Genomic DNA, 22,643 nt, shown 5'->3' on the forward strand with positions numbered 1-22,643 from the left:
GGCCAATTGGCCGGCACATCATATCCGGCTGGCCGCATCGAGGTAGCGCTGTGCGTTTTGCGTATCTCCGAGGGCTTGCAGCGCCTGTGCTGCCAGCTGATAGGCCGGCTTGAAACGCGGGCTGCTGTCAATGGCCTTCTGAGCATTCTCATACGCCTCCCGGTACCTCTGCTGCTGCTGATGGATAAGGCCTTTGTAATAGTAGGCCACATAATATTCATCGTTGACCCGGGTGGCGTGGTCGAAAGCTTCCAGCGCGGGTCCTGCCTGCCCCAGGTTGAGGTAAGCCAGCCCTTGGTACAAAATCCCCGACTCTACGTCCGGGGCAGCTTTCAGAGCTGCATTGGCTGCATCAAGGGCTTGCTGATACTGCTGCGTATTGATGTAAGCATTGCTCAGCCCTATCCAAGCCACCTCGTTGTCTGCATGAGCTTCCACTTCGCGTGAAAACTGCTGAATGGCCTCTGCCCAGTTGCCAGCTTTCACAGCTTCCTGCCCCAGGAAAGCCGCACGGGTCTCATTTTTCTCAATAGCCACGATGGGCACCCCGTTGACTTTTACCGTGTGCACAGCCTTGCTCGTGGGCCAATTGCCTGAACGAAGGTGGGCCCCACGGATAAAACGGGAGGGGAAGATACCATAATCCCAGTCTTCGCTATAGCGGGAGTTGAATCTTACATACTTGACTTTGACCGCGTCCCCAAATCGGCCTTTAGCCTGCCAGGCCAGCGGATAGAAAAAAGTACTGGCCAAGGTGAGGGTATCGGGGCTGCCTTCCTGAAGGATACCTTCCGCTTCCAGCCAGTCTAGCCCCTGCTTGACGCCTATGCCCCAATAATCGGTCTCGTACTCCCCAAATGCCGCTTTCAGGCCTCCGCTCACAGGGTTGAAATACACATAAGACAAATGAGGGTTGCGGGCGATGAACTGTGCAGGCTCAAGGAGGAGGAGGGCCAAGGCCCCATAGAAGCCATACTGCAGGTTTTTACGGGCTGACAACCGGCTTTCAAGCGACACAAAAAACAAGCTGGCCAAAACCACCAAGCTAGGGTAAATGAACATCAGGTGCCGCCAGCCATCGTGCAGGATGGAGTCTTTGTAGATGATGTAAGCCAATGGGAATACCGTAGCGAACCACAACAGCAGTACTGCAGTACGGTCGTATTGTTTCAATATAGCCGGCAGCAGCAGCAGGCTGCCCAGTGTGCCGATCAGGATATACAGGGGCACTGTCCGCACGATCCAGGCTATGGGGTAATACCATGCTGCCTGATCGGACATGACGTTTTCCCCTTCGAAGAGCAGGCGGATCTTAACCCCGAGCTTCGAAAACTCTGTGAGGGCGGCCAAAGGGTGCCCTAGCGGGTCGGCCAAAGCTGCGGGCCAGAACAATACGGCAAGGGCATACCCCCCTGCAGCCCCCACGCCACACCATAGGGCATATTTCCCGACAAGGCCCGTATGGCTGCCCAGCCCTTTCCAGCCATAGCGGAATAGGAAATCCAGACCGGCAAACAGCCCGAGGTAGCCAAACAAAAGCAGGCCCCCTGCCCGGGTGGACAGTGCGAGCCCGATACCGGCAGCCAGCCCGAGCACTGTTTTCCAGTGTGGGGAAGGGAGGCTGCGGAAAAGACGGACCATAAAGTAGAGCGACATCGCAAAGCCCGCCGCAAAGGGGATGTCCTTAGGGTTCATTTGGGCATGCCCAAAGAAGCGGGGCGACAGGTACATCAGCCATATCCCCAGCACAGCTGCCCGCCAGCCTCCAATCAGATAAGCCAGCAGCCCCATGAATAAAATTGCGGTGATACCCATCCATGCATTGAAAAGGTGGCGGACGTGGTGGTAAGCCGGATCGAACTTATCGAAACCCAGGGCGTGGTTGGCCAAGCCTGTAGCCAGGTCAAAAAAGCCGCCATAATAGTGCATATTGCCTTTCTCGATGTACAGCGCGGAGGTGTCCTGCCCCATCGTCAAGTAATAGCTGACCAGCTTTTCAGAATAATCGACCTGATACTCATCGTCCCCATTGATGCCGGTCCCTAAAGAGAGCAGGCTGCTCAATAGGGCCATCAGCAGCAGGGAGCCTACAAAGACGCGCTTCAGAAGGGCATCCTGAGGGCTCTGAGGAGGCTGAGCGGGTGTGCTGTACGGAGCAGGGGTGTTTTCTTTCAGCTTGGGCTGCTTTTTTTTGCTCATAGATGCGGCTGTAGTAAGTTTACACCGAAGATAGAAAAAATTCCGGCCCTCTCGCCCATGCTGCTGCTTTTGTGCACTGCCCCGGGCGCAGTGCCCTTCCCCATAATGACGGGCCAGATTGAACATGCTCCTGATCACGCTCCTGCACACCTGTGAGCCGAAAAGGCACCTACCGCTCAGAAACCGGAAAAAAGGCAATCTTTGGATGGCACATAGCTTGGGCTGCATGTTAAAAAAAGCGGGGAGCTACTACAAAATGCCTAATTTTGCCGACACCTTTTTAGAAACATCAAAAACGATTCGCACAAATGGCAATGGCAACCACTGCGCTGCTCGCACAGCGCATACAACAAATGGAAGAGTCCGCCACCATCAAAATGGCTCAAATGGCTCGCGACCTGGCCGAACAGGGGCATCAGGTAATCAGCCTCAGCCTGGGAGAGCCTGATTTTGATACGCCAGACCATATCAAAGAAGCCGCTAAAAAAGCTTTGGATGACGGCTACACCAAGTACACGCCCGTCCCGGGCCTGACCGAGCTCCGCAAGGCTATACAAACTAAATTCAAACGGGACAATGGGCTGGACTTCGACCTCAGCCAGATCGTCGTCTCCAACGGCGCTAAGCAGTCGATCGCCAACATCTGCATGTCATTGCTCGATGAAGGGGACGAAGTGGTCATCCTTGCCCCTTATTGGGTATCTTATTCCGAAATCGTAAAGCTGGCAGGGGGCGTCCCTGTTTTGGTCAGCGCCGGGATCGAAGACGACTACAAGGTCAGTGCCGCACAGGTGGAAGCAGCCATTACTGACCGTACCCGCATCCTGCTCTTCTCTTCCCCTTGCAACCCTACCGGCTCGGTATACACCAAAGAGGAACTGAAAGGCATTGCTGATGTCATCGCGCCCCACGAGCAGATCACCATCATCTCAGACGAAATTTACGAGTACATCAACTTCACCGGTGCGCACGCCAGCATTGGCGCTTTTGAGAACGTCAAAGACCGCACGGTGACGGTCAATGGCTTCTCCAAGGGTTTTGCCATGACCGGATGGCGTCTTGGCTATATCGGCGCCCCGCAATGGATCGCCTCCGCTTGCGCCAAAATGCAAGGGCAGTTTACTTCTGGCGCTACCGCTTTCGGGCAGATGGCCGCTGCCCAAGCCCTGCTGGGCGATATGAAGCCGACCGAAGATATGAAAGCGGCTTTCCTGAAAAGGCGCGACATGATGATCGGTGCATTGGGGCAGATCCCTGGCATGAAGGTGAACCAACCGCAGGGGGCATTTTATATCTTCCCGGACATCAGCGCTTATTTTGGCAAAAAAGCGGGGAGCTATACCATCAATGACGCCAATGATTTCTGCGAGTACCTCCTTGCAGAGGCGCATGTGGCTGCCGTAACTGGCGAGGCATTTGGCGCACCGGAGTGCTTCCGGATTTCCTATGCGGCTAGCGAGGCAGAACTGAAAGAGGCCGTCGCCCGCATTGCCGAGGCGGTCAGCAAGCTGAGCTAGAAGCTAGTGGTCTGTCAAGGCTGAAACTAGGGGTTGCCTGCGGCGGCTTTTAAGGCTACTCTTCGTTGGACAACCCTTACGTAGCGCTGCTATGCGCGGGAACATCCGCCTTGATCAGCCTTAAAATCCGCTCCCACTCAACCCATAAATTAACACTTGACAGACCACTAGGCTTAATTTGCCGGGGCAGTGCATTGGGTACATTGAGCTATTTTCTGCCACGCGCCGGCTTTTTCCAAGAGCTTTCTCGGCGGGGGCACAGCGGCTGCTGTGCCCCCGCTGTATTTTGCGCTGCCCCTATTGGCAGCGTGCCCATTGGCGGACAACCCCTTTCACTCCGCTTGACACCCCTTCCCAATGCATGCTGCCGGGCTCAAATTGCAGTGCCCAATAAGACCGTGGGGCAACGGTATCATGGGGGATGAGCACTGCCCTTCTTCAAACGGGGGGGGGCGCTTCGCCTGCGGGGTGCTGTCTTTGCCGTCTGCCTGGCCCGGCCTGACTTCCTGCCGTGCGCGCTTGGGCCTTCCGGCTGCAGAATTGGAGCGGCCTAGCGCTGCGGAGGGGTGGCAAGCCCGCAGGGCCGAGCGGATAGCGAGCCCCGGAGCATAGCGCCCCCTGCCTTTGGGCAGGGGGAGGCCCCTCATCCTCGCAGAAAGGGCAGGCAAACTTGCCCATTTAGGGCTCTAGGGTCTTTTCATCACAAAACTTGAGCAAGGACCTATAAATATCGCTCCGGCTGAGCAGCTCCCGGTTGCCCAAAATCACAATGTGATGGCGGGCACGGGTCAGTGCGACGTTTAACTTACGGTCTACCCCTTCTTCCGACATCGAGGACAGGGCGGCCAGCTGGCTCAGGGAATTGGTGCACAAAGAGAGGATGATGATGTCCCTTGCCCCTCCCTGATAGCGCTCCACGGTGTCTACCGTCAGTAAGTCTACCGGGGCTTTGGAAGCCTCTAGCACCGACTGTATCTGCGCAATCTGTGCGCGGTAAGGGGTAATAATGCCAATGCTGCCGGAGGTCAGCGGCCAGCCCTTCCGCTGGTAGAGCTCCTGGAACGCCTTGACCAAGGAAGCTGCCTGCTCTGCCTCATGGGCATTGGTCTTTTGTGTGGCGCTCCGGTCGTCCGGTGGGGTATCTAAGAAAAGCAGGCGGTCTTGCCCGAGCCGCTGCAGCAACAGGGGGTCCCCTTCGGCGACCGGCAGTGCGAGGGGGCGCACCTGTTTTTGAGCAGCCGGCACCTCTTCCGGCAGTATTTTCAGGGTATTGTTGTAGAAGTACTGATTGGGGAAAGCCATGATGTCCTCGTGCATCCGCCCCTGATGGCTGAGCTGCGCATAAGCCCAATGCCATCCGTTTTCCTGGCACCGCTTAAATAGGCGCTCGAAGAGGGAATTCCTGAGGTTGTAGAGCCCCAGCTGCCGCAGCGGCTCATCAGAGACGGCAGATAGCCCTGGCTTTTGTACCACTACCGCTGGCAGCTGATTATGGTCGCCAATCAGGATGAAGCGCTCAAACTGAGGCAGGAGGCCCACTAGGGCGGGCTCCAGGATTTGGGAAGCTTCGTCGATGATAACACGGTCGAAGTGTTTGAGCTTCAGCAGCTCTGTGCGGCCGGATACACTTGAGACCGTCCCCACCACGATGCGATGGCGGTGGATGACCTGCAGGAGCTCCTTGCGTGTAGAAGCTTTGCTTATCTTTTCATTCAGCAGCTGTGGCTGAAAACGGGGGGCAGTGCCATAACGGGAGCCAATACGAAAATAATGCGCCCTGATGTCTTGCCGGATGCGCTCGATAGAATCGCATATTTCATCTACCGCCCGGTTGGTGTAGGCAAGCAGCAGGATGTTCTCCTCTGTCTCCTCGAATAGGTAGCTCACCAAATGCTTTAGCATCATGCTGGTCTTCCCTGTGCCCGGGGGGCCCCACAACAAAAAATAATCTTCAGCAGACAAAGCCCGCCGGTAAATGTCCTGTTGTTCTGCCGTCAGCTCTTCCGGCACCGGGATCTCAGCCGCCTCGCCCTCGCGGGGCGCCCGTTGTGTCAGCAGCAGTGCCTGCTTGTCTTTTGGGGCGCCTGCGAAAGTGTACAGCCCTTGGTACATGCTATTGAAACTGCTGTCCAGGAGGTCATGCTCCAGGTTCCAATCTGCGTACTCCGTGAAGATGCGGGAGTTGAACTGTTTGCAGCGCAGCCGTACCCACACCTCGCTGTTCGATATCTCTACGACAGAACATTTGAAGACCTGATTGGACAATACAGACTGCCCTTCCTGGTGTGGGTAGAGGACCGCGATATCCCCTATCCGGAAATTGGCAAGGGGGTTGGTGTGTGCTGTCTTTTGGAATTCAACGATGGGCTCGGCCTCCTGCGCCCGTATTTTGGTTACCCGCAGGTGGGAAATGATATCGAACCCTGCTTCCTTTTCTTCAAAGCTGTTGAGCCATAGGGAAGCCATCCCATTCACGTTGTCCATCCCTTGCTCTCCTGCCTTAGCCAGGCGGTGCTCCCGGGCGATCAGCCCCGAAAACGCGATGAAGTAGCTTCGGGCTACCGGGCTCATGCCACGGTAAATTTTTTCAAAGGCTTCCATGTCCCTACGATGGAAACCTTTAAGCTCTGGGTGCCGCTGCGGGCTGAGCTTTCCGAACAACCTGTTGCCCTGCTCTTCCAGCCCCCCTTTTTCAGGGTTGCCCAATTCGGCCAGCAACCGCTCTATGCCTACCAAGTGATTGCGCACCTGCAGGGCGTCGGTCTGCTGTGCGCTGATGCGGGGCGCATAGCGCAGCTGCTGTTCTTCCTGGCCAGAATAGAGGATGTAGTTGGCGGGGTTGACCTCTTTGCCAAATGCAGAGCGCACCATCAGATCGTAAAGCAGCGTTTGTGTAAAATGGTTGGGGCTCAATCCGTAGATGTTGGGCATGAATGGCTTGCCGCTTTTCAATTCTACGATATTGGCCCGCTCGGGGCCCATGTGCAGTACATCAAGGCGGCCTTGCAGCCCGTAGGCTTCAGAGTAAAAGCTGGGTTCGAGGTAGCACTCTTCTGGTGTGATGCCCTGCTCTTGGAAGCCATTGGCCACCATTTGTTTCAGGGTGAGGAAGTGGCGCTGGGACTTCTGCATGATCTCCCGAACCACCTTGTCATCAAAAAGGCAAAACTGCAGAGGGTTCTGACGGAAGGTCTGAGCGAAAGCCGCACGGAAATCAAGCGCGGGGTTGTTCATCAGCTCATCCAGGAAAAAATTGGCGATATTGCCCAGCATGAGGTTAGGGCTGGGCTCTTTGGGCATATACTTTTTCAGCAGAAAAGGCCAGGGGTTGGTACCAGAGGCCTGAAAACAGTCTGCCACCGCGGTGACATCCACCAGGTAATCTGGCTCTATGACCATAGCCCGGGGGTGGTAAACGCCCTGTTCATCGACCTCGATGTCCAACAGGTTCATGACCACGGGCAAGCCGAAAACGGCCCGTATGCTATCGATGGTGTCCGAAAAATTATCATTCCGCCCTGCTTCATTGTACTGCACCCGCACCACCTGATAAGCGTGCTCCTCGTCCTTTGCCAGGAACTGCTCGGCAGCTTCGTCATCTTCCAAGATGACTACCCGGGCACGCGGCAGGAACGCTGCTACCTGGTACGGCTTCAGGTTGGCAGGCCAGGACGGAGGGTAAAACGCCCGGAGGGGCTCCGGCATAGGCTCCTCGAGCAGCGCTTCAATCAAGTCGAACAACACCTTGGTGCCCAATTCATTAACCGCTTTCACCTCCTCCTCTGATGCCCGCATTGCCCGCAGCGCGCCCTTACGGAAAACGTGGACAAAAAACTGAAGCTTCCGGTCGACCTCATCGCGGTGGCATACATAAGCGATACGCGCGAAGAGGGTAGAGAACTGAAGGCGCTCGGCCTGTGTCAGCTCTACGAACAGCAGGGTCATCAGCCGGTACAAGGATGCTGACACCCCGGCAGGGGGCAGCTGTCCGTTGGCCAGCACTTTGCGAAGCTCTGCATAAAACAGCTTGGCCAGCTCCGGCTTATTGATTCTTTCGGTCATGGGCATTGGCTATTCCGGGGTGAAAGCCCCGGGCTTTAAATCATTTTCTTCCATATCATCAAGCAGGCTGAGCAAGCTTGCCGTCAACTGATTTTTGCGGATCTCCGCCTGCTCGGCGGTGAGCATCCCCTGCTGCCGGTCCTGACGCAAAGCAGACATCCGAGCACTCAGCATGATTACCGTAGTTTCATGAAAAGACGCCCCTTCGATGACGCTCTGCAGGGCCTCTATCGCCTGTTCAAGGCTATTTACCGCCAAGCCCTTGAGATGCTTTTTCCATCCTTCCAAACCAACTGGGGCAACAGCTTCCACAGTGGCCGGCTGTTGGCCTCTGCCCTGCCCTTCTGCAACGGGCAGCGGTGCTTGCACAACCTCTGCAGGCACCCCTTTGAGGCGGAACATCAGCTGCCCGCCCATATCTCCTATGCCGTACAATGGCGCTCCCTGAGGCAGCTGCCGGGCATTATTGCCTACTGCCCTCAGCACCTGACTGCACAGGTCGGCTACCCCGAAGCGGGGAGCTTGGTTGGCCCGGAGCGCTGCCAGTACTGCTTGTGCAAAAGGGCTGTGCAAGCCCGGATGGCCGTCGGACACAGGCTCGTTCCGCCCGGCAGTGAGCATCCAACGGGAAGGCAGGCTCTCCAGGCGGTCCTGTACCAAATCGCGGTCTTGGGCAAACACATGCCCAGCATAGCAAGAATCGGCGATCACAAAGGTGTGCAGGCTCTTGATCCGCCCAAGGATACGGATAAGGGTGGTCAGCTCTAAATAGCTGCCCGGATTGTCGGGGTCGCCATCAAATGGCACCCAGTACCCCATATCGAGGGCCTTGTCGTATTGGCCGTGGCCTGCAAAATAGATCACAAGGGTGTCCTGAGGAGCAACGGCGGCGACCAAGCTCTTGAGCTGATTGATCATAGCAGCCTGTGTGGCATCCCTATCGAAATGGCAGACCGTATGCTCCGGTGTGAACTGGTACTTTTCCCAGAGGAGATCGCGGACGGCCTCTGCATCAGCCCTGGAGTTATAGAGGCGCGGCAAACGTGGGTATTGGTCTACCCCGACGAGGTAAAGATAGCTGTTGCCTGCGGGCAAATAATTTTCTGAAAGCTGCATTCCTCCGTTTTCCATGGGCTCCCGGCTGTGGCTTTGGTTTTACCGCCAATATAAGCAATGCTGCTGAAAAATCGGAAAGCTGCGCTAATTGCCTATCCGGACGGGCGCAAACCAGATTATCGTTTTTTGCCTGCCCAGCTTGCTTCGCGTGATGGGGCCTGCCCCCTCCGAAAGGATAGGGGCCTGCCCCTGCCTGAGGGCAGGTGCCGCTATGCTACGGGGCTCGCTATCCGCTCGGCCCCTCGCCCTACAGGCCTCGGGTCTGGCCTTCGGCCACCCCTTCGCAGCGCTAGGCCAATGCCAGGCTGGAGCCAAAGCCTGCGGCAATAAGGTTTATGCCCATTTGGAGCACTAAGGCAACCAAGTTTCCAGAGGCTGGACCGGTTTGCCGTCAGGCCAGTAGCCAAGGCTCGCAAAATCTGGCGCCTGTCCGCAGGCCATATCACAGTGGCTGCCCTGCAGCTCGCAAGCAATCAGGGCATCGAGCAGTTTCCAGTACACTTTGAAGTCTACGACATCCGTGCGGGCAATGCTCAAGGCCCGTTTGTAGGAAACGTTGTGCAGCCCAGCATCAAATGCCGTATCCAAAGCGTAGCATTCGTTATGCCCAGCTGTGACTTCAGGGGCCCCGTGGCGGTCTGCCGATTGCCTGACCAGAAAGCGGTTGGGCGTGTTGGTGGCTGTAGCGTATACTTTCCGGCCCAGCTCCTCGCCTACCACGTAGTCATCAGCACTGACCACAATGCCCAGCCTGAGGCCGCTGTCCATCCCTGCGTAAGTCTCTAACAGCCCGCCGCTCAGAGGGCCTGTGCCGGGGGCGCACAGGAGGGCTGCACGCGGGCGGGGAAGCCCCAGCTCCCGGTAACGGGCAGCAATATTCGCTGCGATGGCGCCACCGTAGCTGTGCCCGGCTATGAACAGCTTGGACGTATCCGGGCGCACCCGCCCTTCTCCGGTTTCCAGCTCGGCCAGCGCCCGTTTGATGCCTGTAGCAGCATGGGCCACAAAAGAAGAGGGAGCAGGGAACAATAGGTTGTTCTGATAGCGGGGGTAGATCACGATGTGCCCCTGCCTCACCAAGTGACGGATCCAACCGCCGTAGATGGCAGGGTTGATGGCCCCGTACCCATGATGGAATACCACCACTGAAGCCCGTTCGGCCCCGGGCACTCCTGAAGGCTCAAAAAGCCAGTAACCATCTTCATCTGCGGCAAAGTCGGAAAAGCGCACCTCTTCGTAGGTATATAGGGCGGTGCTTCCCGGGCCTTCCTCCGGCTGAGGCCAGGCACCGGCTGCCTGCCCAGGAGCAGCAATATGAGCGGTGCCCCACAGCAAAAAAGCGGACCAAAAAGAAATTGACATCATAAACGGATAGCGGTTAAATACGGTACTTTGGCCAGTGCCTCCGAGGGCGGCCACGTTTTAGTACTACCAAAACGCACCACAAAAGCATAAGTTGCCGGAAACCGGGCCGGCAGGGCGATTTTGGCGAGCAGTTTAGGCGCTACAAGTGAAGGCAGCAGCCCGGCCCGCTTTCGAAAAAAAGTGTACATTTACGCCAAATCACAGCAATCCTGTTGCATGCCTGAATCATCCGAAAGACCGCCCGTAGGCGTAATTGGCGCCGGCAGCTTTGGCACGGCCATCGCCAATCTGCTCGCATACAATACGGACGTGCTGCTGTACAGCCGGCAGCCCCAACTGGTAGCAGCAATCAATGCCAACCGGCAACACTTAGGCGTAGCCCTTTCGCCCCGCGTACAAGCCACCAACAGCCTGGAGGAGGTTGCCCGAAACTGCACCTTGCTTTTCCCGGTAGTGCCTTCCAGCAATTTCCGGTCTATGATGCGTGACCTCGGGCCTTTTTTGCGCCCCTACCACATCATGATACATGGCACCAAAGGCTTTGATGCCCCTGAAGATATTGTAGCAGACCCACAAATCCCGTTGACCCGCAAAGACGTGAGCACCATGAGCGAGATTATCCGGCAGGAGAGTGTGGTGCTGCGCGTAGGCTGCCTGTCTGGCCCCAATCTGGCCAGCGAGATCATGGAAGGCCAGCCCACGGCTACCGTTATCGGCAGTGCGTATGATGAGGTCATCTCCTTAGGCAAATCGGTGCTGAGCAGTGAGCACTTCCACGTCTTTGGCACTTACGACCTCCTCGGGGCAGAGCTCGCTGGCGCGCTCAAGAACATCATTGCGATTGGGTCGGGCATCCTCAAAGGGAAAGGGCTGGGGAAAAACATACAGGCTATGCTCATCACCCGCGGGCTGACCGAGATGGTCTACTTTGGCAATGCTATGGGCAGTTCCAGCAGTGCATTTTTCGGCACTGCCGGCATTGGCGACCTCGTGGCCACCGCCACCAGCAAAAACAGCCGCAACTACACTTTTGGCTACCGCCTCGGGCAGGGGGAAGCCATTGCTGACATTGAAAACAGTATGCCTGAGCTCGCCGAAGGCGTGCGGACCCTCCGGGTGGCCCGCAAGCTCGCACGCTACTACCACCTGCGTGTCCCTATCACAGATATGCTCTATAAAATTGTATTCGAAGAATTCGACATTGACCGGGCCATCAGCTTTTTGATCACGTACCCTTACGATGTAGATGTCGACTTTATCTGAATAGCTGAAAACAAAAAACGATGATGAAACAGGTTATCCCTCACCTGGCCGCAATCGGTATTTTCCTGGCAGCTTCTGCTGCATTTTTCTACCCGCAGCTGGAAGGCAAGGTCGTCCCTCAGGGCGATATCATCCAATACCGGGGCATGTCCCAAGAGATCCGCGAGTACAAAGCAGCCACAGGCGAGACCGCACTTTGGACCAACGCTATGTTCGGCGGCATGCCGACCTACCAGATCAATACCGTGAGCGAAGGCAACAGCCTGAAAATTTTAGGCAAAGCCGGGCGGCTGGGCATAAGCGGCCCGATCGGGCAGTTTTTCACGGCTATGCTTGGCTTTTACATCCTGATGGCCGTCTTGGGGGCCAACCCTTGGCTAGGCGTCATCGGGGGGCTGGCTTTTGGGCTGACCACCAACAACCTGATCTTGTTTGAAGCCGGGCATATGACCAAGCTCAAAGCCATAAGCTATCTGCCCTTGGTGGCAGCAGGCATGCTCTTGGCTTTCCGAAAGCGGTACTTGGCTGGCGGGCTGCTCTTTGCAGCTGGCCTTGGGCTGAACATCATGGCCAACCACGTGCAGATGACCTACTACTTTGCGCTGACTGTCTTGGTTTTCGGGATAGCAGAACTGGCCCACAGCATCCGCAAAAACCGCCTGCCCCATTTCGCTAAAGCAGCAGGTGCCCTCATCGTAGGTGCGCTATTGGCGCTGGGCTCCTCTTCGTCCAACCTTTGGGTGACCTATGAATACTCTAAGGACACTATGCGGGGGGAACCGATCTTACAACCGGACGGGGAGCCTCAATCTAGCAGTGAAACAGAGGGTCTCGACTGGGAATATGCCATGCAATGGAGCAACGGCACGATCGACTTGTTCGCCTCTTACATACCCGGCGTAGCGGGGGGCGGGTCTCAAGAACTGGTAGGGGATGACGCAGCCATCGTCAAAGACCTCGAGCGGAAAGGCGCAAGGCTGCCTTCCGACTTCCGTGCCCCACTGTACTGGGGCAGCCTGCCCTTTACCAGCGGGCCCATTTATTTCGGCGCTATCGCCTTTTTCCTTTTCCTCGTAGGGCTGGTTTTGGTCAAAGGCCCTGTGAAGTGGTGGATTGGCATCGGCACCCTGCTTACCTTGCTGCTGTCTATGGGCAGCAACCTCGAAGGGTTCAACCGTTTGTTTTTTGATTACATGCCCCTTTACAATAAATTCCGCACCCCCAATTCCATCCTCAGTGTCACCGCTTTCCTGGTGCCGGTGCTAGGCTTCCTGACCGTCCACAAGATCATCAACGAGAAAGTAACCCGGGAGGAAGCCATGCACGCCCTTAAGGTAGGGGGAGGGATCGCACTGGCCATCCCCTTGTTCTTTGCCCTTATCGGGCCATCTATGTTCGACTTCAGTAGCCCGGGGGATGCCCGCTACGAACAGGCCGGGTACAGCCTGAGCGCAATTGTGCAGGACCGCCAAGCGCTGATGCGCAGCGATGCCTTCCGGACCCTCATTTTGGCCGCTATCGCTACCGGACTGCTTTGGGGCTACCTACAGGGCAAGCTCAAGCTCCCTGTTTTCCTGCTCGCCCTAGGCCTCATCACCGTATTTGATTATTGGACGGTTGGGCGCCGTTACCTGAACGAGGGCTCCTTCGCTTCCGAAAGGCAATCAGAAGCACAGCTGCAGCCAAGGCCCGTAGATGAGCAGATCCTGCAAGACCCAGACCCGCACTATCGGGTATATGATGTTTCCATCAATACCTTCAACAGTTCTCAGGCATCTTTCCACCACAAAACGATCGGCGGTTACCATGCTGCAAAGCTGCAGCGCATGCAGGACATCATCGACCGGCATATCGCCAAAGGCAATCAGAAGGTGCTCGATATGCTGAACGCGAAGTACTTCATTTTCGGGCAGCCCGGACAAGAGCAGGCTCAGCTCAACCCCAATGCACTGGGCAATGCTTGGCTGGCCAAGGACATAAAGCAAGTGGCTACCCCAAATGAGGAGATCGATGCGCTGACGGACTTCCAGCCAGATTCCACTGCAATTGTGCACGAGGAATTTGCGGATTACCTGAGCGGGCTCGCACCAACAGGCAATGGCAGTATCTCCCTCAGCAGCTACGCGCCCAACCGTTTGGCTTACGAAGCGGATGTGGATGGCGAGCAGCTGGCGGTCTTTTCCGAAGTGTGGTATGGCCCGGATAAGGGCTGGCAGGCCTATATCGACGGGCAGCCGGTGGAGCATATCCGTGCGGACTATATCCTACGGGCACTCCGCATTCCTGATGGGAAGCACGAAATTGTCTTTGAGTTTGCGCCAAAGTCTTACGAGCAGGGCGTCTTGGCTTCCCGTATTTTCAGCACCCTCATTCTGCTGGGCCTGCTGGGCTTTATCGGGTACAATGGTTATCAGCAGCGCAAGGCGGAGGCCTAACCCTAGCTTGGCAAGCTGGCCGCCAATACGTATTGGAGGGCAGGCGGCAAAGGATGGCATCGGGCTAGCGCTGCGAAGGGGTGGCAAGCCCGTTAGGGCCGAGCGAAAAGCGAGCCCCGCAGCATAGCGCCCCCTGCCTTGAGGCAGGGGGAGCCCCACAACCGGCTCAAAACTGCCAAAGCTCGGCTCCAAGCCCAAGCTAAGACCTGTAAACCAACAGGGCGGTTATAAGCAAAACATTGGCCAGGAGCAGCCCTAAATTGCCTTTCTTCAAGGGTAAAGCCCCAGAACGCATTGTCCAGATGCTGGCGATGAGCGCCAACAACAAGCCTATGCCCGCGTTGACGATCAGGATGGCGCCTGCTGCAAGCCCCTGCCCTTCTGCCACACCGGACACCAGCGTGTAACTTACACCAAGCAGCCAACCTGCCAAGCTGGCCTGTAGTGCCAAAACCAATTGGAGTATCACTTTCATGCCCATCAAGATACGCCATTCTTTGCGTTAAAACTGCTCGCGCAGCTCAAAGGCCTGCCTAAGGCGGCTGTAAAGGCGGTTGGCCTCCTGATAGCTCAGGGTCTGCTGCCCGTCGGAAAAGGCCTTCTCCGGCTGCCCGTGCACTTCCATGATCACACCGTCGGCACCTGCCATGACCGAAGCCAAGGCTATTTTATCTACAAACTGCCGCAGCCCGATGCCATGGGAGGGGTCTGCAATTACGGGCAGGTGGGTCTTGGCCTTGAGCATGGCGATCGCATTGATGTCCATGGTGTTGCGGTAAGCCCCCTCGTAGCTCCGGATACCGCGCTCGCACAGCATGATGCGCTCATTGCCATTGGAAAAGATATACTCGGCAGCTTGCAGCAGCTCCTCAATGGTGCCGGAAATGCCCCGCTTGAGCAGCACCGGGCGGTCTACCTGGCCCAGAGCGTCCAGCAGATTGAAGTTTTGGGAATTGCGGGCGCCTACTTGGAAGATGTCCACGTATTCCAGCATGGGCTCAATCTGTTCTACCATCATCACTTCGGTGATGATTTTAATGCCTGCCTCCCTTGCTTTTTCATGCCACAGCTTCAGCCCTTCCATGCCGAGCCCGCGGAAAGCATAGGGGGAGCTCCTGGGCTTGTATACCCCGCCCCGCATAATGCGCACGCCGGCAGCTTTGAGGTGGGCGATCGTTTCCTCAACCTGAGCAGCAGATTCTATAGAGCAGGGCCCAGCCATGATGCTAAAGGAGCCGGTCCCGATTTCCAGCCCATCGCCCAGGCTGATCCGGGTATCTTCCACCCGCCATTTCTTGGAAACCAGCTTATAGGCATCACTGACCCGATGGATATCGCGGACCCCGGGCAAGATGCCAATGCTCCTGATATCGAACGGCTTGTTGCCCACCCCGATGATGTAGTCAGCATATTGCGTGGTGACCCGGTTCGTCTTGTACTCGATTTTGTTCAAGGCTTCCTCCAAGGCAGAAAGCTGAGGGGCAGAAATATGGCTGTCCAATTGAATGATCATCTTCAGCTTATTTAGCAGAGGGGGCAGCGGCGGCTGCCCCTTCCCGTACATTTTTGACAAATGAAATTACCGTAGACCGGATATCTTGCCCTTCGGACAGCGCACGGATAAACGCACTGCCAATGATTGCGCCGTTCGCATAACGGCAAGCGGTCTCAAAGGACTGATGGCCGGAAATCCCAAACCCAATGAGGCGTGGGCGCTTGAGCTTCATGGCGGCTACCCGCTCGAAGTAAGCGGTCTGCTGCGCTGAGATCTCCCCCTGCCCGCCGGTGACAGCAGCGTTGGAGACCATGTACACAAACCCGGTGCTGAGCTCGTCGATGGCCCGGATGCGGGCCTCTTCTGTTTGGGGGGTAATGAGGAAGGTCATCTTCAGCCCGGCCTCTTCCACTGCTTTTTGGTACAAGGTTTCATACTCGTACACAGGGAGATCGGGCAGGATGAGGCCGTCTACGCCCGCTTCCGCAAAATCCTTGAAAAACCGTTTTTCCCCGTATTGCATTACCGGGTTGAAGTAGCCCATGAGCACCAGCGGGATATCGCTGTGCTTGCGTATTTCCCGGATCTGCTCGAGCAGGACAGGGATGCTCATGCCATTCTGAATGGCCTTCATGCCGCTTTCCTGAATGGTGGGCCCGTCAGCCAATGGGTCGGAGTAAGGCATGCCGATCTCAATGAGGTCTGCCCCAGCCGCATCCAAGGCCTGCACGATGGGAAGGGTATCTTCCAGGCTGGGGTAACCTGCCGTGAAGTAAACGTTTAAGATGTGGTCTTGCTTTTCAGCAAATAACCGGTCTAGTCGGTTGGTCATATTTTAGCGGTTGTAATCGTCAAAATGCTGGATGAAAGTGGCCAGGTCCTTGTCCCCTCTTCCGGAAAGGCAGATGACCACCACGTCGGAGGGCTGATACGCCATCACCTCCAATGCAGCTAAGGCATGAAAAGTCTCCAGCGCGGGTATGATGCCTTCCTTACGGGAAAGGAAATAGGCTGCCCGCAAGGCATCTTCATCGGTAATGCTGATGGGCTCTGCCCGCTTGCTCGCAATGAGGTGGGCGTGCATAGGGCCTATGCCGGGATAGTCGAGCCCGGCTGAGAGCGAGTAAGGCTCTACAATCTGGCCGTCCTTAGTCTGCATCAGCAAGGTGCGGCTGCCGTGGATGATGCCCCTTGTGCCCAGTACGCTTGTAGCGGCAGACTCCCCAGAGTGTACGCCTTTTCCGGCGGCTTCCACAGCGATAAGCCTTACCCCTTTTTCATTTAGGTAATGATAGTAAGCCCCTGCAGCGTTGCTGCCCCCACCTACACAGGCTACGACAGCGTCGGGGTTGGGCTTGCCGGTCTGTTCCTCCAGCTGCCACTTCATCTCCTCGCTGATGACCGACTGAAAACGGGCGACCATATCTGGGTAAGGGTGCGGGCCTACCACAGAGCCAATAATGTAATGGGTATCCACGGGGTTGTTGATCCAGTCGCGGATGGCCTCGTTGGTCGCATCCTTCAGAGTTTTGCTGCCGCTTTCAGCTGGCCTGACTTCTGCCCCCAGCATACGCATGCGCGAGACATTAGGGGCCTGCCGCTTGATGTCCACTGCGCCCATATAAACTACGCAGGGCATGCCCATGAGCGCGCAGACGGTGGCGGTAGCGACCCCATGCTGCCCAGCGCCTGTCTCGGCAATGATGCGTTTCTTGCCCAGCTTTTTAGCCAGCAGGATTTGCCCGACCGTATTGTTGATTTTGTGCGCACCAGTGTGGTTCAGGTCTTCCCGTTTGAGATAAATATTGACTTGGTAGTGCTCGGAAAGGCGCTCTGCCAGGTACAAGGGGGAAGGGCGGCCCACGTAGTCCCGCAAGAGCTTTTGAAACTCCCGCTGAAAGCCCGGCTCATTGATAATGCCAACGTATTCGGCTTGCAGCTCGGCAATATTGGGGTGGAGCATCTCCGGGATGTAAGCCCCTCCGAACTCCCCATAGTACCCTCTTTCATCTATTCCTATCATCAGGTTTTCAATTTTTGCTGCCAAACCGGGGCACATCCCGGAAGGCATTAATGAACAATTTAAGGCGGCGGAGGTCTTTCAGCCCAGGGCTGAGCTCAAACCGGCTGTTCAGGTCTATGCCGGCCCATTGGGGGTGGCCGAACGCCTTCAGCGCGGGCACGTCATCGGGGCCGATCCCCCCGCTGAGCAGGAAAGGCACTGGCAGTTGATACCCCTTGAGCAGCTCCCAATTGAACGGGACGCCGTGGCCCCCATAGCCGGGCCCTTGGGTGTCAAACAGAAAGTAAGCACAGTAGGGCGCGTAAGGGGCTACTGCTGCGAAGCTGAACCCTTGCGCCACGCCAAATGCTTTGATGAGGGATACCTTGCCCAGGCCGGCCTCCTGTAAGGACAGCTTCAGCCGGCGGCAATACTCGGGCTTTTCGTCCCCATGCAGTTGGAGGAAGTCGAGCTGATAGGCAGCAGCAAGGTAGAGGGCGTCCTTCATCTCGGCATTGACCACCACCCCTACTCTTTTTTGCCGAGAGGGGGGCAACCCTTGCAAGCCCGTGACTGCCCGGGGAGATTTGGGATAGAAGATCAGCCCCATCCAATCTGCGGCCAGGCTGCCTAGCCCGGTGATATTGTGCTCCTCCTTCATTCCGCATACTTTGATGATCATATCTTCTATTGGGTTGTGGGCTAGCGGATCAGGCGATAGCCCCATCAAGCAGGGATGCGATACGGCTGACCTCCCGGATGAATTCCTGGCAAGCCTTGCCAGGGTCTGCTTGTTTCATAAAATGCTCCCCGATAAGGAACCCCTTGTAGCCAGCTTGCTGAAGCGCTACAACCGCCTGAGGGTCGTTGAGCCCGCTTTCCGAAACCGGTACGGCCGCTCCGGGCAGGGCATCAGCCATTTCCAGGGAATGAGCGATATCTACCTCAAAAGTCTTCAAGTTGCGGTTGTTGACGCCAATAGCATCCACTTCCGGCACGAACTTGTCCAACTGCTCCCGGCTATGGACCTCCATCAGCACCTCCAGCCCCAGCTTTTTGGCCTGCCGGGCAAGCTGGGCTAATTCTGCAGCCTCCAGGCACTCTGCGATCAGCAGCACAGCATCGGCCCCAATAGACTTTGCCTCTAACAGCTGATATTCGTCCAGCACAAAATCCTTCCGCAGTATGGGGCAGAAGTTGAAGTTCCTGGCCTCGGTCAGATCCTCGCTCTTGCCCCCAAAAAAGTGGCTGTCGGTAAGCACAGACAACGCTGAAGCGCCGGCTTGCATGTAGCCGATCGAAACCTGCTCCACGGAGGCATAAGGGTTGATGTCCCCTTTGGAAGGCGACCTGCGCTTGAACTCTGCAATAATGCCGGACTTGTCTTCCCGCAGCAGGTATTTCCGGAGGGATACAGCGGGGGCCTCAAAGTAGATGCTCTGCTCGAGCAGCTTTGTAGGAAAAAGCGACTTGCGCTCAGCGACTTCTTTGCGCTTGTACGCCATGATTTTTCCGAGAATGTCCATTTTGGATATCTTTTTGACCAGCCTGGCCATTTGCGCCAAGCGTTCAACTGGTTTAGTTCAGTAAGGTTTTCAGCTTAGCCATTGCTTTCCCGCTTTGGATGCTCTCCCGGGCCTCCGCTGCGCAATCCGCCCAGCTTTTGCCAGGGCAGAGGGTTTGGATAGCCAAGCCCGCGTTGGCTACCACTGCCATTTCATGGGCTGCTGCCCCCCTGTTTTCTAATACCCCCCTGAAGATAGCCGCCGCTTCCTCGGGCGTATCCCCTCCGTGCAGGTCTTCTGGCTTGAGGGTGGGCATAGACAGGTCTCCCGGCGAGAGCAGTGTGTCTTTTGCGTTGGTCCTAAAGCGGAAAGGGCCGGTTAGCGACACTTCGTCGTACCCGTCGAGCGCATACACAATGGCGAACTGACGGCCGGATTCCTGCATGATGTACTGGTAAAGGCGGGAAAGCTCCAGGCTGTAGGTGCCATACAGCTGATGGGAGGGCTGTGCAGGGTTGACCAAGGGCCCCAGCATATTGAAAAAGGTTTTTACCCCCAGCTGTTTGCGTACCGGGGCGACCTCTTTAAGTGCCGGGTGAAATAGCGGGGCGTGCAAAAAACAGATGTTGGCCCGGTCCAGCTGCCTGCGCAGCACATCTGTATCGCTGGTAAAAACGTACCCCAGCTCCTGCAGCACGTTGGAGGAGCCTACAGCAGAGGAGACCCCGTAACTGCCGTGCTTGGCTACTTTGTAACCCGCCCCCGCCACTACTATGGCCGACAAGGTAGATATGTTGAAGGTGTTCTTGCCATCCCCCCCTGTGCCTACGATATCGATCGCTTCCATCCCCTCTAGAGGAAAAGGCACGGCCAGCTCCAGCAGGGCATCCCGGAAACCTTGCAGCTCAGGGATGCTGATGGGCCTCATCCGGTAAACGGCAGCCAAAGTGGCCATTTCAGCCGGATTGTAGCTCCCCTCCCCTATGCCGAGCATGACTTCGCGGGCCTCTGACCGGCTGAGGCGGTTGTGTAAAAAAAGCCGTTCTAAAATTGCTTTCATGGCGGATGAAGGTTTAAACTGCGACCGGCGCAACGCAGTGGGTGAAGAAATTCTGTAGCATCTCCCGCCCCTGAGGCGTCATAATAGACTCCGGGTGGAACTGCACGCCCCTGACGTTGTACTCCCGGTGGCGCATAGCCATGATCTGCCCTTCCTCGTCTACGGCAGTGACCTCAAAACAAGCAGGGAGGCTTTCCTTTTGTACTACCCAACTATGGTAGCGCCCTGCATGGAAAGGATTGGGCAGCCCCTCAAAAAGCGCTTCGGTGGCAACCGTCTGCAGAATAGGCGTTTCCAGCCCGTGATAGACCTCAGCCAGGTTGTGCAGCTCGGCCCCGAAAGCTTCCCCTATAGCCTGATGGCCCAGGCATACGCCCAAAATGGGCTTCTCCGGTGCATACTGTTTCAATAAAGCAGGCATGATGCCTGCATCTTTGGGCAAACCTGGCCCTGGCGACAAAACGATGGCATCGAACTCGGCGACCTGATCCAGGGTGATGGCGTCATTGCGCTTCACCACCACCGGCTGCCCAAGGATTTCTTCGATGTACTGCACCAGGTTGAAGGTAAAAGAGTCGTAATTATCCAAAACTAAGACTTTCATGTGCTGTGGTTTTAAAGGATTTAAAGCGCGCAAACCAAAATGCCGCGGGCGTTTAAGCCCTTATAGCTTTAGGCTGGCATTGGCCTAGCGCTGCGAAGGGGTGTAAGAGCTTGTTGGGACTTTAGTAATCGGTCTATCCCGCTAGCGGGACACTTTTCTGCTTATACTTCGCCCCGAAAACCCTTCCCGCTTTTGTGCATAAAAAGCGGGACTTGTCTAAACTCCGGTTTTCGGAACTTGTCTAATCAAAAAATGGCTTGAGGCACTAATTTTCAACTAGAAGGCCAAAATCCCAGCACGCTCTCTAAATTTGTTCTGCTTCCCGCAAAGCTTTGGTCAGTGCCCCGAGCTTGTTGTTCACTTCTTGCAGCTCTTTTTCCGGGACGCTGGCCACGACCACCCCAGCGCCGGCCTGGTAGTAGAGCGTATTGTCTTTGCTCAGGAAAGACCGGATAATAATAGCATTGTTCATTTCTCCGTTGAAGTTGATGTACCCCAATGCACCTCCGTAGATGCTCCGGTTTTGGTTTTCGTAATGGTTGATGAGCTCCAGGGCCTTGTACTTCGGAGCCCCTGAAAGGGTGCCTGCCGGGAAAGTATCCCCGAAAATCTGTACGGGGTTTGCCCCCTCGGGCAGTTGCCCGGTCACCTTGGAGACCAGGTGGATCACATGGCTAAAGTAATGGACCTCTTTAAGATTTTCGACCTTCACCTGCTGCGCATGCCGCCCCAAGTCGTTCCGCGCCAGGTCCACCAGCATGATGTGCTCGGCGTTTTCCTTAGGGTCTGCGGCCAGATCTTTGGCATTTTGCGTATCCACTTCGAAGTCGCCGGTACGGCGGTATGTGCCAGCAATAGGGTTGACGATGGCTTTGCCGTTGCGGACTGCCATTTGGGTTTCTGGGCTGCTGCCAAAAATGCGGTAGCCCCCAAAATCGGCATAGAACAGATAAGGAGAAGGGTTGATGGATCGCAAGACCCGGTACACGTTGAAGTCGTCCCCCCGGTAGCGCTGCGCGAACTGACGGCTGAAGACAATCTGAAAGACATCGCCCACCTGACAGTGGTGCTTGCCTGCTTCCACTAGCGCTTTGAACTCCTCGTCTGTCAAGTTGCTGCTTTCGCCCCCTTGCAGTTGGAAACGGTGGGTAGCAAACTGCTGGCTTTGGATCAGCTCTTCCACTTGCCTCATCTTAGAGGGTGTGCCTTCTGGCAAGTTCTCCAAAACGTAGAGCTCATCTTTAAAGTGGTTGAACGCAATTACAATCTGATAAAGGTTGTAGCGGATATCCGGCAGGTCTATGCGGCGCTTTTCCGTATCGAAGGCCAGGGTGTCAAAATACTGTACCGCATCAAAAGCCGTGTAGCCGATCAGCCCATTGAACCCCTCGTAGGCCGTATCCTGCTCCACTTCGAAGCGGTCGAGGAAAGCCTTCATTGCCGCCGGCACATCGGCTACACTTTGGACGGAGGACACCTCCGCCTCCTCATTTGGATAAGCTGCCCTGATCTCCCCTTTTTGTACCTGAATACTGCCTAACACCTCAAGGCCCATAAAGGAAAAGCATTCTTCTTTATTGCGGAAATCGTTGTTCTCGAGCAGCACCGGCTCAGTGAAATGGTCCCGCATCTTGAGGTATAAAGTGACCGGGGTGAGGGTGTCCGCCAAAAAGCGGTGGACCGTTGTCCGGATTTTGATGGTGGAAATGTCCGTTGCGGTTGGCATAGTCAAGTTGGATGGTTTTGTAGCGTCTTGTCTGGCAGGCCTAAAAGCAAAAGCGGCTTGCCGAGTGATCGACAAGCCGCTTCTGTTTTATTGTTCTCTTCACAAAGCACAGCAGTGTCACCTCACCCGGGTTACCGAACGACCGTGCCACCACCAATTTTTGCTTGCGAAGAATTTCATTCTGAATCAAGTTTGAGCCAAAGATAAACGCATTATCCTGAGAAAAACAAACCTTCCAGGTTAATTTTTGAGCCGGGGCTGCCTAAGCCGCATTCGGACAGCCCCCTGCAGCCC

Annotated in this window: 16 protein-coding genes; 3 read left to right on the plus strand and 13 right to left on the minus strand. The window is 56.1% G+C overall.

Annotated elements, in window-relative coordinates:
- Nucleotides 1-18 precede the first annotated feature (18 nt).
- Nucleotides 19-2,199 (minus strand): tetratricopeptide repeat protein, encoded by a 2,181-nt coding sequence (locus FRY97_RS01680; RefSeq protein ID WP_170254451.1) that lies wholly within the window; start codon nucleotides 2,197-2,199, stop codon nucleotides 19-21.
- A gap of 308 nt (nucleotides 2,200-2,507) precedes the next feature.
- Between FRY97_RS01680 and FRY97_RS01685 the strand changes: the two genes are divergently transcribed.
- A complete protein-coding gene (locus FRY97_RS01685; protein WP_147165680.1) occupies nucleotides 2,508-3,716 on the plus strand; it encodes a pyridoxal phosphate-dependent aminotransferase in 1,209 nt (402 codons plus the stop codon).
- Between the two features lie 678 nt (nucleotides 3,717-4,394).
- Here FRY97_RS01685 and FRY97_RS01690 read toward each other — a convergent pair.
- From FRY97_RS01690 to FRY97_RS01705, 3 genes are all read right to left on the minus strand, one after another.
- Nucleotides 4,395-7,778 (minus strand): DEAD/DEAH box helicase, encoded by a 3,384-nt coding sequence (locus FRY97_RS01690; protein ID WP_170254452.1) that lies wholly within the window; start codon nucleotides 7,776-7,778, stop codon nucleotides 4,395-4,397.
- Between the two features lie 9 nt (nucleotides 7,779-7,787).
- A complete protein-coding gene (locus FRY97_RS01695) occupies nucleotides 7,788-8,894 on the minus strand; it encodes a caspase family protein (protein WP_170254453.1) in 1,107 nt (368 codons plus the stop codon).
- Between the two features lie 351 nt (nucleotides 8,895-9,245).
- A complete protein-coding gene (locus FRY97_RS01705; protein ID WP_147165683.1) occupies nucleotides 9,246-10,259 on the minus strand; it encodes an alpha/beta hydrolase fold domain-containing protein in 1,014 nt (337 codons plus the stop codon).
- Between the two features lie 216 nt (nucleotides 10,260-10,475).
- Between FRY97_RS01705 and FRY97_RS01710 the strand changes: the two genes are divergently transcribed.
- Complete coding sequence (locus tag FRY97_RS01710; RefSeq protein WP_147165684.1) at nucleotides 10,476-11,522, plus strand: NAD(P)H-dependent glycerol-3-phosphate dehydrogenase; 1,047 nt, start codon at nucleotides 10,476-10,478, stop codon at nucleotides 11,520-11,522.
- Between the two features lie 20 nt (nucleotides 11,523-11,542).
- The gene (locus tag FRY97_RS01715) at nucleotides 11,543-13,957 is read left to right on the plus strand and encodes a glycosyltransferase family protein (RefSeq protein ID WP_147165685.1); all 2,415 of its coding nucleotides are present in this window, start codon (nucleotides 11,543-11,545) and stop codon (nucleotides 13,955-13,957) included.
- 199 nt (nucleotides 13,958-14,156) lie between these two features.
- Here the strand turns inward: FRY97_RS01715 and FRY97_RS01720 are convergent, their stop codons facing one another.
- From FRY97_RS01720 to FRY97_RS01760, 9 genes are all read right to left on the minus strand, one after another.
- A complete protein-coding gene (locus FRY97_RS01720) occupies nucleotides 14,157-14,432 on the minus strand; it encodes a hypothetical protein (RefSeq protein WP_147165686.1) in 276 nt (91 codons plus the stop codon).
- Between the two features lie 27 nt (nucleotides 14,433-14,459).
- Nucleotides 14,460-15,470 (minus strand): 3-deoxy-7-phosphoheptulonate synthase, encoded by a 1,011-nt coding sequence (gene aroF / locus FRY97_RS01725; RefSeq protein ID WP_147165687.1) that lies wholly within the window; start codon nucleotides 15,468-15,470, stop codon nucleotides 14,460-14,462.
- 7 nt (nucleotides 15,471-15,477) lie between these two features.
- Nucleotides 15,478-16,284 carry a tryptophan synthase subunit alpha gene (trpA, locus tag FRY97_RS01730; RefSeq protein WP_147165688.1) on the minus strand — a complete coding sequence of 269 codons (807 nt, stop codon included), beginning with the start codon at nucleotides 16,282-16,284 and terminating at the stop codon, nucleotides 15,478-15,480.
- Nucleotides 16,285-16,287: 3 nt separating this feature from the next.
- Nucleotides 16,288-17,475: a tryptophan synthase subunit beta gene (trpB, locus tag FRY97_RS01735; protein ID WP_147165689.1), complete on the minus strand. Its 1,188-nt coding sequence runs from the start codon at nucleotides 17,473-17,475 to the stop codon at nucleotides 16,288-16,290.
- A 7-nt stretch (nucleotides 17,476-17,482) separates the two neighbouring features.
- Nucleotides 17,483-18,136, minus strand: a complete 654-nt coding sequence (locus tag FRY97_RS01740; protein ID WP_147165690.1) for a phosphoribosylanthranilate isomerase — start codon at nucleotides 18,134-18,136, stop codon at nucleotides 17,483-17,485.
- A 28-nt stretch (nucleotides 18,137-18,164) separates the two neighbouring features.
- Nucleotides 18,165-18,980, minus strand: coding sequence for an indole-3-glycerol phosphate synthase TrpC (gene trpC, locus FRY97_RS01745; RefSeq protein ID WP_147165691.1), 816 nt, complete (start codon nucleotides 18,978-18,980; stop codon nucleotides 18,165-18,167).
- Nucleotides 18,981-19,032: 52 nt separating this feature from the next.
- Complete coding sequence (gene trpD, locus FRY97_RS01750; RefSeq protein ID WP_147165692.1) at nucleotides 19,033-20,019, minus strand: anthranilate phosphoribosyltransferase; 987 nt, start codon at nucleotides 20,017-20,019, stop codon at nucleotides 19,033-19,035.
- A 13-nt stretch (nucleotides 20,020-20,032) separates the two neighbouring features.
- Nucleotides 20,033-20,623 (minus strand): anthranilate synthase component II, encoded by a 591-nt coding sequence (locus FRY97_RS01755; RefSeq protein WP_147165693.1) that lies wholly within the window; start codon nucleotides 20,621-20,623, stop codon nucleotides 20,033-20,035.
- 304 nt (nucleotides 20,624-20,927) lie between these two features.
- A complete protein-coding gene (locus tag FRY97_RS01760) occupies nucleotides 20,928-22,349 on the minus strand; it encodes an anthranilate synthase component I family protein (RefSeq protein ID WP_147165694.1) in 1,422 nt (473 codons plus the stop codon).
- Between the last annotated feature and the right edge of the window lie 294 nt (nucleotides 22,350-22,643).

It is taken from the genome of Phaeodactylibacter luteus, assembly GCF_007993045.1.
Classification (GTDB): Bacteria; Bacteroidota; Bacteroidia; order Chitinophagales; family Saprospiraceae; genus Phaeodactylibacter; species Phaeodactylibacter luteus.